This is a genomic window from Ruminococcus sp. B05, assembly GCF_003628495.1.
In the GTDB taxonomy this organism is placed as follows: Bacteria; Bacillota; Clostridia; order Lachnospirales; family Lachnospiraceae; genus Schaedlerella; species Schaedlerella hominis.
This window is the reverse complement of sequence record NZ_RBZR01000042.1, coordinates 1-12397: the sequence shown is the minus strand read 5'-3', so window position 1 is coordinate 12397 and position 12397 is coordinate 1. Positions and strand designations below refer to the sequence as shown.

General features: G+C 34.7%; 10 protein-coding genes. All 10 read right to left on the bottom strand.

What is annotated here, in order from left to right:
- Positions 1-270: 270 nt before the first annotated feature.
- The 10 genes from D8Q48_RS16335 to rhaD all read right to left on the bottom strand — a co-directional run bounded on the left by D8Q48_RS16335 (position 271) and on the right by rhaD (position 12125).
- Positions 271-1866, bottom strand: a complete 1596-nt coding sequence (locus D8Q48_RS16335) for an AAA family ATPase (protein WP_117990840.1) — start codon at positions 1864-1866, stop codon at positions 271-273.
- A 336-nt stretch (positions 1867-2202) separates the two neighbouring features.
- On the bottom strand, positions 2203-3462 hold the full coding sequence (gene rpoN, locus D8Q48_RS16330; protein WP_117990837.1) for an RNA polymerase factor sigma-54: 1260 nt from the start codon (positions 3460-3462) through the stop codon (positions 2203-2205).
- 11 nt (positions 3463-3473) lie between these two features.
- On the bottom strand, positions 3474-4802 hold the full coding sequence (locus tag D8Q48_RS16325; protein ID WP_117990835.1) for a glycoside hydrolase family 32 protein: 1329 nt from the start codon (positions 4800-4802) through the stop codon (positions 3474-3476).
- Entirely contained in the window at positions 4795-5214 is a 420-nt protein-coding gene (locus tag D8Q48_RS16320) for a hypothetical protein (RefSeq protein ID WP_117990832.1), read from the bottom strand. The genes D8Q48_RS16325 and D8Q48_RS16320 overlap by 8 nt, the downstream gene beginning before the upstream one ends.
- 15 nt (positions 5215-5229) lie before the next feature.
- Positions 5230-5712 (bottom strand): PTS sugar transporter subunit IIB, encoded by a 483-nt coding sequence (locus D8Q48_RS16315; RefSeq protein ID WP_330514705.1) that lies wholly within the window; start codon positions 5710-5712, stop codon positions 5230-5232.
- A 25-nt stretch (positions 5713-5737) separates the two neighbouring features.
- Entirely contained in the window at positions 5738-6541 is an 804-nt protein-coding gene (locus tag D8Q48_RS16310) for a PTS system mannose/fructose/sorbose family transporter subunit IID (protein ID WP_172697011.1), read from the bottom strand.
- Positions 6534-7310 (bottom strand): PTS sugar transporter subunit IIC, encoded by a 777-nt coding sequence (locus D8Q48_RS16305; protein WP_022075317.1) that lies wholly within the window; start codon positions 7308-7310, stop codon positions 6534-6536. The genes D8Q48_RS16310 and D8Q48_RS16305 overlap by 8 nt, the downstream gene beginning before the upstream one ends.
- 181 nt (positions 7311-7491) lie before the next feature.
- A complete protein-coding gene (locus D8Q48_RS16300; RefSeq protein WP_117990827.1) occupies positions 7492-10104 on the bottom strand; it encodes a sigma 54-interacting transcriptional regulator in 2613 nt (870 codons plus the stop codon).
- 25 nt (positions 10105-10129) lie between these two features.
- Positions 10130-11182, bottom strand: coding sequence for an acyltransferase (locus D8Q48_RS16295; RefSeq protein ID WP_121057277.1), 1053 nt, complete (start codon positions 11180-11182; stop codon positions 10130-10132).
- Positions 11183-11291: 109 nt separating this feature from the next.
- On the bottom strand, positions 11292-12125 hold the full coding sequence (gene rhaD / locus D8Q48_RS16290) for a rhamnulose-1-phosphate aldolase (protein ID WP_117990823.1): 834 nt from the start codon (positions 12123-12125) through the stop codon (positions 11292-11294).
- Positions 12126-12397 lie beyond the last annotated feature (272 nt).

Here is a 12397-nt window from a genome sequence, read left to right as displayed (position 1 = left end):
CAACAGACCGCTCGACAGGTCAGATCACAAACTGTAAAGCCGTTAAACAATAGAGCTTAACACAAGATATATTATATTGTATTAATCAGGCAGAAGCAAGGCTCTGCCTGATTATGGTGCAAAAAAATATTTTCTTATAAAAATCATCTACTTTTATGATAATAATACTTTTTAAAAGCTTAGGGAAGAGAACTTCAATAGGTTCATACTATGATGAAAAAAGCTTAACTAAATGTTATTGTCCCCGTCCCTACTGGTTCCCTATCTGGTTCAATCTTTATATTCCTTCTCTATCACACACGTATGCTCTTTCGTGATTTTATCATAATTGATTCCAACTAAAAGCAAATTTCCCCGATAATGTTTTAAAGTATCTATATATTTCTTTTCCCTAATCTGCCTAATTGCTCCTTCTGCACTTTTATCCCATTTTAGCTCTATGATTACAGCTGGTTTATTATAATGAATTTCTCGCGGAATAAAACAAACATCAGCAAATCCCTTTCCTGTTGGAAGTTCACGAACTATTGTATAATATTCTCTCGCGAAATAAAAAGCCAAATTGATCGTACAACTCAATGCATTCTCATTATTGTATTGAAGAATCGAAATCTCTCTATGTGCTTTATCAATTCCTTCAGCCACTGCCTTTTCATCCATATTCCAAAGAGCTTCCAATAACTTTCTTGAAGCCTCAACAGATGCTGTCACTTCTGACCAGTCCATTGTACTAATTGCATTAATATATTCCTGTGAAACTTCTTTATTTGGAATTGTGACTGTCTTATCCGGCCAATGATAACTCAAATAACCCAGATGAATTAACAATGTCAACACATCATCTTTTCCTTGAAAGCTCGTCATATCATTAGAAAATGTTCCCGTATTAATCTGAATTTTATCTCCTGCAAGCATCCGTACCACTGCATCTTTCAAACCATCATAATTTAACTTTATATAGGATTTTAATGCCTCATAGGTTTCTGTCTGATTCCAGTAATTATCAAACACACCACTTAACATTGCATCAACTACTGATTTCGGGCTATATATGGAATAACAAATTTTATCTTCTCCCTCAATTGCTACCAGCTCATATCCATCATACCATGCACGAGTTTCCTCAAAATTCCGTTTAAATCTTTTGCAAAGTCCCCTTACCTCAGCCTCTGTAAAGCCAAAATATTCTGCCATTTCCCGTGGATTTGTCATAGAATACTCTGTAAACATATTCAAGGCTGAATGAGAACCATATTTCTTTATCGGAAGAATTCCTGTCATGTATGCAAGTGCCACATAGTCTTTATCTTTCAGCCATGCACGCAAAAAATCTAAATACTTTTTCTGTTCCTCTTTATTCTGCTTATACTCACGAAAGAGACAATCCCACTCATCAATTAAAATCACAAATGGGCATTTTGTGTAAGAAAACACATCCTTCATGACTTGAATCAAATTCCTCTCATCACGTAAATGTATTTTAGGATATACCTCTTTGAAATCCGAAATCAGATAATTTTTAAGCATTTCCAACATTTCTTCTACAGTCCCCGACATGCTTAAAAATTCCTGAATATTAATTTTAATCACATCATACTTGTTTAAATTTTCTTTGTAAGATTGGTCTTTGCTAATCTCAAGATTCTCAAACAATTCCTCTGTAGGCTCACTTCGGTCATAATATGCTGCCAACATATTTGCCGCCATTGATTTACCAAATCTTCTTGGACGGCTCACGCAGATATACTTCTGTTCTGTACAAAGAGCTTCATTTGTTCTAGCGATCAATTCACTTTTATCAACATAAATTTTTGAACGCAGACTACCTCGGAATGAAAAATTACCTGGATTTAAATAACTTCCCATATCTGCATACCTCCCCTGATTTCATGTTATCATTTTATCCTATTTGTAACTTAAATACAATCACCCGCCGGGAGTTTGACAGCTGTTTAAATGCAAAAAACACTTTAAAGCCTTTATTAGGCTTATTTTTTTGTCAACTTGTATCTTTTATATTACACGTTACTTATAGATACTGCATAATAGAGTTATAATAAACGATAGGATTTTTCTCCTATGGATTACGAACAGCATCTAAAGATCTGCCAGAGCATTCAGGAAACAAACGATCTTTTGTTAGAATTTTTTTGATACCAATTCCCTTGTTTTAGATCATTACACTATTTAAACCATCTTTTTTTAATCGTATATCTTCCTCTTGGATGCCGACAAAATCCCCATCTGTTCTCTATATTTTGCTATCGTTCTTCTCGCCACAACAATGTTATCTTTTTTCATCAATTCAGCAAGTTTCTGATCACTTAATGGATGACTTTTATCTTCTGCTTCTATTAATCTTCTTATTTTTTCCTCTACACTATCTTTGCTATCTCCATTTGCTGTTTTACTGACGAAAAAATATTTTAAAGGAATTTCCCTATTTTTAAATCGAAGTGATTTGTTAGAAATTGCTCTTGATATCGTCGATTCATGCATATCCAATTCTTCAGCAACTTCTTTTAATGTAAATGGCTGCAAGCTGCCACTTTCTAAGAAGAACTCTTTCTGGTGTTCCGCTATGTTGGAAACGATTGAAAAAAGTGTTCTCTCTCTTGCATTCAATGTGTCTATTAGCAATCGAATTCTTTTTAAATATGGTTTTACAAACTCCGTCATCGTTTCATCCGTTGTCATATAATATTCCGGTTGCAACTGTAGTGCTTCATAATTGTTCAGCATTTTTATCGTCAAGTCTTTTTCTTCTGCCAGAACTTCTACTTCGCAATCCATATACGCTGCATCTGTAACATACTGTGAGCCTGGTTTCGGATTTAAGCCACGTATTGTTTTTACACATTCTGTTATCTTTTCCAGCGAAATATTTTCCTTTTTACCAATTTCAAGTAATTTGTTATCTGCCAGTAATTGAATGTGTTCCTTTACGATTTTTATACATTCTTTTTTATATTTTAAATCTAATTCTTGTAATTGAAGAATCATGCATTCCTGCAAATTTCTCGCAAACACTCCCGTAGGTTCCATCTGCTGCATATAGGTAATAAATTCTTTTATTTGTTCTTTTGTATATTCCGGGAAAATATTTTTTACCTCATCTATACTTTCTTCCCTTAAATATCCATTACAATCCAGTGAATATATGAAAAATTCCATAATATTCTCTGGTACTTTTTGAGCAAGAAACCCCTTTTGTTTTAATAAATGTTCCTGTAACGATTCTTTTTTCTCTTTGTTTTCAATATTAGATAAATAACCTTCAAAAGACGACCCTTCATTACTGAAGGCTCGTCGATCAAAATCAATCAATGGATTCTCCTGATATTCTTTTTCCAGATAATCCATTAATTCTTCCTTGTCAAACTTTAATATGTCCAGAAAAAAACTTTGCTCTTGTGTAAGTTTTTGTCTCTGCTGCTGATTTTGTTTCATTAAAAGTGCCATAAAATTCACCACTATAAACTCAAAGAATACATTTCTAATCTTCCATCTTTATCACTTGATGTTACATCTATCATAAATCTCAATGTTTCATTCGGATAAATTCTACTTGAAAATACATATTTACCATCATTTATAAATACTTCAAACGTATTATAATCCATATAAATTTGCATTTTCCACATATTTTTCTCTTGGTAAGAACACGTGCGTTGTTGCCATTCTTCTCTTTTTTGTTTTAATGTTATATTCCCCTTTTTCACAGCGAGTTCTAGTATCTGTTCGTTTTCATCTTCTATTTTTAAGCAAACTTCTTTATACTGACCGGTTATCAATAATTCCAGTGGCTGATTTTTCACCTTACGTTCCCACGACTTATTCAAGAGTGTTGTGTCGAGAGTTTTCGTCCGTAATTTTTCCAATTCCTTAATCGGTGTCATAAGAAGATGATGATCCGATGATACCTTTAATTCCCTTGGTAATGTCAGCAAGTGCCTCCATCCATCCTTCATTTCTTTTCCTATGGAATCAGGAATAGCAAACCATGCAAACAGAATTTTTCTCGTTCCGCATTCCATCACTTGCGGTGCATAGAAATCAAATCCATAATCTAATGTTCTATAGGCATCATGTTCAAATTTCTTGTTTTCATAATCCATAGTCCCTAACATATATCCGCTTTCAAAAGAAACAGGAAATTCCTTTCCCAGTCCTTTTGGTGAAAAAATCAGAACGTCTGTATTCTCTACTCTGGTAAAATTAGGACATTCCCACATATTTCCCAGTGACCCATCAGAATCTGCCAGTTTTCCACAATATGTATAGTTATATAAATCATTACTCACATAATATACGACTTTTCCACATTTATCTTTTGATTCTCCACCTATTGCCACATAATATTTTCCATTTTGCTCCCATATTTTAGGATCTCTAAAGCGCATCGTTGTATCGATCGGCGGGTTCTCTATGACTGGATTTCCTTCATATTTTTCGAAATGAATTCCATCTTCGCTAACCGCTAGATTTTGCGTCTCAATGTAGCCGTTCTCCTGATTTACATGTCCCGTGTATAATAAATACATTTTATCATCTTTTATCACTGCGCTTCCGGTAAAACATCCATCCCGATCATAACATTCATTTGGGAAGAGTGCCTGTGGACACTCCTCCCAATGTAGCAAATCGTAACTTATTTTATGTCCCCATCCGATTTTTTCATTTACCAGATGTTCCGGATCTGCCTGATAAAACACATGATATGCACCTTTATATTCAACCAGTCCATTTGGATCATTCATCCATCCGCTTTCTGGCGTTATATGAAATATCGGTTTATTCATCGTCGTTGTTTTTATCCTCTTCTTCAATCACTTCTTTTAAAGTTTTCATTGTCGCTGATTTTTTTATCTGTGGAATTGCAATTTCTATACTATCACCATCTTCCTGACAACTTACAGCTTCCACCAATGCCGGCAAACTTACTCCCGAAATGATTTCCATCTTTCCATCATAAGTTGCTGCCAGTTTAGAAAATTCATTAAATGGACTTCCAAACAAAAAATCAACCATCACGAGAATTTCTCGTTCAGTGCACTCATTTATCAATTTTTTTGCATTTTCTGTAAACTTACTAATTCCTTCTTCGTCAAGGCAAAGTGCTGATACATTTTCTGCCGGTCCCATAACAAATTCCAATGATGCTTTCATCCCCTGAGCCATCGGACCATGACTTGCTACAATTATTTTATACATTGTCTACCCTTCCTTTTATACAAGACTGTCTTTTAAGTATGATTTTGGCGCACTAGGTACTAAAATTGTTGTAATTTCCACTCCTTTTTCTAAAAGCTCTTTAAACGCTTCTTTTTCTTCCGTAGTAACACTAATTGTTGGTCGTAAATGTTCTGTATTATCTCTCGCTGACATGTTTCCAACATTTATTGTCTTTATTTCCAGACCTTGTTCTATCAGATATAAAATATCAAACGGAGATTTTACAACTACCAAAACTTTTTGTCCGGCATATTTTCCTGCTTTGATGTTTTTTACTGCTGTCTCTCTTGTAATGATTGATGTACTAACATTCGGTGGTGCTGCCATACGAAGTACTGTTTTTAAAGTTGGATTTGTAGCAACTTCATCATTAATCGCCATAATACGTGTTGCTCCAAGATCATTTGTCCACTGTGTTGCTACCTGTCCATGAATCAAACGATCATCAATTCTAATATGTATAATTCCTTCCATCATATTACCTCCTAGTTTTCTGTGGGTTTTATTTTAAAATTCCTAATACTGCACAAAGAATAGATGCTGCAATGATCAGTAAAATAATCCATACTGGTTTTACCTTTTTACCAAGCATCCAGTATACTAAAGCTACAAGTGCTGCCGGAATTAATCCTGGCATAATCTGGTCAAGGATTTCTGAACCAGTCATTGTTAAGTCACCCTGTTTAAATGTAAGTGCTACATTTGCCTTTACTACTGTTGGCATAAGTGCTCCAACTACTGTTAATCCAAGAACCGCTACACACTCTTTTAAAACTTTCATCTTTGTTTCGATTGAGTTTACAAGGCTTGTTCCGGAAGCAATACCTGCTTTAAATAACGGATATCCAATTCCTTTTAAAATCCATGTTACAAGAATCCAAAGGAAAATTCCTGTTACACTTCCGTTCAATGCCATATTTGCAGCAATTGCTCCAAATATCGTCCATGGAATCACAACAAATACACTGTCTCCCAATCCTGAAAGAGGTCCCATAAGACCTGTTTTAATAGCCATAACTGCATCAAGTGAATTTTCTTTTCCCTGACCTTCAATTCCCATATTAACACCCATAACATATGGATTCATATAAGGGCTGCAGTTATAATATTGTAAATGTGTTTTTACGGATTTTTTCAGTCCTTCCGGATTTCCTTTATAATTTTCTTTTAACCATGGAAGCATAGAATATGTATATGCCATACTCATCATACGTTCATAGTTGAGGGATGCCCCTCCATTTAAAAACCAACGAAACAGGGATTTTTTCTGAGTTTTTGTCAAAACCGTCTTTTCTTTCTTACTCATCTTCATCCATACCTCCTGCTGCAACTGCTGAAACATTTTCTACACTTTTATTCTTATAGATGATCATTGCAATAGCAAAACCAACTAATGCAACTCCCAAAATCGGAATATTCAGATATACTGCTGCAACGAAACCTACAATCAAATATCCAAAGTAACTCTTAACAGGTAAATAACGAAGCAGAAGTCCAATACCAACTGCCGGAAGCAGACCTCCTGCAATTGACAAGCCGCTTGATAACCAGTCTGGGATATAATTAATAATTCCTCCAACAAGCTTTGGTCCAAAGATTACTGTTAACAATACCGGTATTCCGGATGTACACATCGTACATAACACTCCACAATAATGCATTCTTTCAATTCCTCTATAATTTGCTGCTTCAGCAAATTTCTCTGCCTTATTCTGGAAAAAGATGTTGATAGACCATTTCAAGACATCTAACTGAACCATTAACATTGCTACCGGAATTGCCAATGTAATTCCAATAGATGCATCCTGTTTTGTTGAGATTGCAATATAACTTCCAACTAATGCTGCAGTCTGATAATCTGGTACAGAAGCTCCTCCAAAGCTGCTGATACCAAGAGTCATTAACTGAAGCGTTGCTCCAATGTAAAGTCCTGTCTGCAAATCTCCCATAATTAATCCTACGATCAGTCCGGCTGTAACCGGTTGTGATGTTCCGATCATTGTTCCGTTTTTATCATAGTTGATAAAAAAACCATAAGCAATGATCAATAACATTTGCCATAATTGTACATGCATTTTCTCTTCCTCCTTAGATTCTATTTTGCATTCTACTCTATTACATGCAAGAACCATGCCAACTTTTACAAAAAACAAAAAATAGTTGAAACCTCTGTGTTTTCAAAGTTTTTTTGCTATCATAATGTAAAAAATAGTGTCTAATCTAATTTTAGACACTATTTTTATTTTAGACACTATTTTATTTTTTGATCACAGACTGTAATATTTGATAGATCAATAAATATTCTGCCTCCGAAATCTCAATTTTATATTTGTTCATAATTGTTTTAAAAACATCTTTTGAAACTTCGATAAATTTTCCGCTTTCTTCGGTTATACCTTCTGTATCGATATTTTCTATTTTCCCCGATTCTTCTTTTAAAAGTACTCTTTCGATCATAATCGATGTATGTAAAAACAAATTAATTCTCAAAAAATTAGGTAATTGTACATGATAGTAACTTTCATAATTAGAGATTACTCTGTCTACTTCCTGCATTACTACTTCCGGATTCAAAAACTGCAGTCGCAATGCTACGCCTTTCAATGTAAATAATTTGATAATATCATTGGTAAACTCCCTGACATTTTCTTTGTTTAACATAAACTCCGGGAAAGTCGGGCTTGTGAATCCATTTACCAAATCTTCTACATTAATGATCGATACTGCCGTACTATTAAGCGGAGTTGTCGTAAAAACGACTATCGTATTATGGAAATCTTCTGTATTTCCCCGGTTTAGTTGCCTTTTTAGTTCTGAATAATCCATCGTTATAATGTCGATTTTTTCCTCGTCCACATATTTACTTAAAATTTCTTTTATTTCTACCGCAATTCCTTCTCCTGATATGCATGATACGATAATATTAGGTTTTTGCGATATACCTTTATAGTATTGCATCTTTGAATTAAACTGTGACATCTCTATCCGTGTGATATGATAAATATCCGCTTTGTCATACAAACTAAATCCAAGCTCCAATACAAGAGATGTTGTAACATTATTTACAATAACAAGATCACCATCTACATTTCGGGAAATTTTATCATACATTCTTTCTAATGAGCCCATATCTACCAAAAGAACAAGTCCATCATTTGTCTCAATATCTCTTACATAGTCATTTACTTTAACAATCAATTCTTCTGTATGCACCTGCATTGGCATATCGAATGCCTCATAGACATAATCTCCTATCATTTCATTCGCCAGACTCGCCATGCTTGATGCACTATGTTCTCCATGCATTAAAATCAATGCATTAATTTTGGATTTCACCTTCACTTTTTTTGACATCCACACTGTTAAAATCACCTGCAGAAATCCCCTGACACTGTCACTGCACTCTTCTAGCACAACATCTAATATCCTGCTGACCATAAGTTCGTATTTTCGATATTTTTTCTTTTCGTATCCACTGATTTTAAACGCGATTCCAACAAAAGTCTCGTCGAACAATATTGCAATGATTATTTTATAAAATTCTTCTACTTCTAATTCATTTAGCTGATAACCATAACTTTTTAATATCTTGTTGATTGTATTTTTGCATCTTTCTTTGTAATACTGAAAAGGAGGAATTTGACAAAAATTGTTTTCTTTTTCATTTTCTTCAACTCGCTTTGCAACTGTATGTAAAAACAACTCCAACACTTCACCTATTTTCGAGTAATTCATTCCTGGTGCAAAGCATTCTGTTATATTGCTAAAAATCTGATATGAAGACATCCACTTTTTCTTTTCCGGACGATTCCAGTAAAAATAGAAATTCTCAGATGATTGTTCTCCAAGCGAAGCGATTTTTAATTCTTCTGCTTTCTGCTGGCTGTAAGCCTGTGCACAAAGTACTTTTATCTTGCTTTTTACCGCTCCGATGTTTCCTTCTTCATGCAAGTTCAATAAATTTTTAAAAAGCGTAGAATCTACACAAAGATTTTTCTTCAATATTTCAGCTTCGCTTTGAAAAAATGTAGATACAAGCAGAAAACGTTCTCCATAGGAACGTTCCAGGAAATCTGGAATTCGAATTTCAAACGGGATTCTTCTTCTAAATGTTGCAAGTAAGGTACTCTGAATGTCTTCTGTTGTGGCAAACAACAAACGGACTTTTGCTTTCTGCCAATTTTTACTGTCTCCAAGCATTCTATATTTTTGTGAATCAATGAACAAAAATAACTTTTCCTGATTTTCAGCCGACAGATTATGAACCTCATCTAAAAAAAGATATCCCCCATCCGCTTCTGCCAACAATCCTTGTTTTTCTTCATTTGCACCCGTAAATGCGCCTTTCACATGGCCAAATAATACCGAAGATAATAATTCTGAATTATTTGCATAATCCGCACAGTTTAACACTACAAACGGAGCATTTTTTTCTATAACACCAACTTCCATTGCGTATTGATGTATTAACGAGGCCAGATAACTTTTACCCACACCACTTGCACCACAAATAATCATGGTTAATCCATTTACCGGATAATTCACAGCAGCCTTACATTTTTCAATCACCTGTTCCATAGAACCATTGCATCCTATAAGGCCGGAAAACACCGAATTATTATGTTCTGCTTCTTTCACACCTGATTCCATATAACCTGATTTTTGCAAATGTTCTTTTTCATTTATCGGAATTGAGAAATGAACTGGTCTGGTCTGTCCTTTTTGCAATTTTCCATCTTTCTCTAAACAATTCAAATAATGTGATGCAACATTTCTTTTTATTCCAAATATTTCTGCTATATCTTGAGCTGTTACACCCTCTTTTCGATTTTCTTTGATATACTGATAAATTTCTTCTTTTGCTTCCATTTTATTTCCTTATTTTTCTTAACACTCACTGCTTTTTGTGAATCATCATTGCTAAAAGCATTATAAATCCCAGATTAAATATGATATAAAACAACGTCCCTCTTATTGTATTTTCCATCTGAACGAATGCCATATATGTCATCAATACTGGTTGATGCAGCAAATAGCATTCCATACTTATATCTCCTGCACCCTTCAGCAGTTTCATTCTAAACAGCTTCGAGAATCCTCCCATTCCAATTGCCATAATGCTTAATACAAAAACATTTGGTATAAGCCAATATGTCTGCATGCTATATGAATTAACCGGGATTGGAAGTGTAAATAATACCACCCATAAAAGTAATGCAATGCCTTCTAATATCGTAAACACAACAATATTTCCATCTGACTTTCTCTCACTATTTATTCGATACAAGCATCTTCCCATACACATTCCCAGCAAATATTCTAATACTCGTGATGGTGGAAATGCATAGAGGCAATATCCGATATCTGCTCTGTTTTTTGCTAAGGTTGCTATCGCGAAAATTGCAATTGCTAAAACCACACTCAATGATATAAGTATTGTCTTCTCATTTTTCTTTTCATGAGCCTTATCTAAATAATATCTTACCGGCAGATCAAAGAGATACAAAAATAAAATTGTAGATATAAACCATGTAACACCATTATAAAAAAGAAACGGATTTCCCCAAGATTGAATCATAAGAAGACATTTCATTAAATTCCATCCGTTTTCTTTCAACAATTCCAAATTTCCTGTATTGATTGCCTGTGGCAAGTCGGACTGTAATACAAAGTAAATAGTTGTTACAAACAATAATGGATAAATCTTCTTTATTTTTTTCCACAAATGATAGCAAACTGCTTTCACTGTCGGTTTCTCTCTTCTGTCTGCTGACGAATATCCCGAACCAAATCCTGATAATATAAAGAAGAAGCTTACCATTGCATAAGCTGCATTCGTTGTATATAAGTATGGTTCCAGATTAGTTCCAAATGCGTGAAAAAGGAATATAAATCCAAATGCAATAAATCTTAAAAATTGTAATTGATCCAACCTCTTTGTTTTCATTTATTCCTCCAAGATGTTTTGATATTTTATCATTATACCACATAGGGACGGAGTTTTCTGGCTTTTTTCGTAGAAAAAAGCCAGAAAACTCCGTCCCTGTTTGGATCAATTATTTCTTTTTCTCATATAAAAATTCTTCTGGAAGGCTTACTTGGAAATCTTTAGCCAATGAGCGGAAGTTATCCGGTGTGATTGTCTGAAGTTTCTTTGGTGACATAGAAAGAATCTTAACAAGAATCTCAGCAGATTTTTCTACTGTGTGAAGCAAACCAAATGTTAGATCAAAATCTTCTCCTGAGCAGAACATACCATGATGAGCCCATATAACTACATCATATTTTTTCATCAGTTCTGCTGTCTTAACTGCAATGTCTCTTCCTCCCGGAACCATCCAACCTACTACACCTACTCCGTCCGGAAATACAACCGGACACTCTGTTGCTGACTCCCAAAGTTCTCTTGTAAATACTTGATCATCCAATGGAAGAACAAATGTCAGTGCAATTGTATTTGTTGTATGTGCATGGTAAATAACACGATGTCTTCCATTTGTCAGTTTTTTCTTTACTTCATGATTCATCAGATGAGTCGGGAGCTCGCTTGTGGGTCTTCCACCTTCTACCAATCCCCAACGAATTCTGTAATTAACTCCTGCCTCATCCAATTCGATGATTGCAAGACACACTTCCGGGTCTACAATAATGTTTCTGAAGTATTTACCGCTTCCTGTCACAAGGAAGAATTCTCCTGCCAATCCAGGTACTTCTGTTCCGATAGCTGTCCATTCTCCCGGTGCATTCAAACGAGGTCTGATCATCTCAACTTCTTCCGGTTTCAAACGATAGCTTAAGTTTCCACCATTTCTCTCATGCCATCCCTGAAGATAACCATCATTTGCCATTTTAATAAAGTCCTGTACGAATTTTGAATCTAAAATTTTCATAGTACCTGTTCCTCCTTATATTTATATAGCCACATCGTATGTTGTTTTGTGTGGTATGTACCGTTTTTTTGTATCGTTTTATGTGGTTTATGTTTGTATTATATATTGTTTTATGTGGTTTGTAAATACTTTCTTCAAAAAAAGTCTCACAAATCCACATATAGTATTTATGGATTCTTTGGCAAAATATACATAGAGCCGGTTGGGGACGGAGTTTTGAGAGCCGATTGGGGACGGAGTTTGGTGGCTTTTTTGTTCACAAAAAAGCCACC

Bases quoted from the DNA above. Each gene is read 5' to 3' on its own strand.
- rhaD (WP_117990823.1), bottom strand. From the start codon at position 12,125: ATGAAAATTTTAGATTCAAAATTCGTACAGGACTTTATTAAAATGGCA.
- D8Q48_RS16325 (WP_117990835.1), bottom strand. From the start codon at position 4,802: ATGAATAAACCGATATTTCATATAACGCCAGAAAGCGGATGGATGAAT.
- D8Q48_RS16315 (WP_330514705.1), bottom strand. From the start codon at position 5,712: ATGATGGAAGGAATTATACATATTAGAATTGATGATCGTTTGATTCAT.
- D8Q48_RS16310 (WP_172697011.1), bottom strand. From the start codon at position 6,541: ATGAGTAAGAAAGAAAAGACGGTTTTGACAAAAACTCAGAAAAAATCC.
- D8Q48_RS16320 (WP_117990832.1), bottom strand. From the start codon at position 5,214: ATGTATAAAATAATTGTAGCAAGTCATGGTCCGATGGCTCAGGGGATG.
- rpoN (WP_117990837.1), bottom strand. From the start codon at position 3,462: ATGGCACTTTTAATGAAACAAAATCAGCAGCAGAGACAAAAACTTACA.
- D8Q48_RS16295 (WP_121057277.1), bottom strand. From the start codon at position 11,182: ATGAAAACAAAGAGGTTGGATCAATTACAATTTTTAAGATTTATTGCA.
- D8Q48_RS16305 (WP_022075317.1), bottom strand. From the start codon at position 7,310: ATGCATGTACAATTATGGCAAATGTTATTGATCATTGCTTATGGTTTT.
- D8Q48_RS16335 (WP_117990840.1), bottom strand. From the start codon at position 1,866: ATGGGAAGTTATTTAAATCCAGGTAATTTTTCATTCCGAGGTAGTCTG.
- D8Q48_RS16300 (WP_117990827.1), bottom strand. From the start codon at position 10,104: ATGGAAGCAAAAGAAGAAATTTATCAGTATATCAAAGAAAATCGAAAA.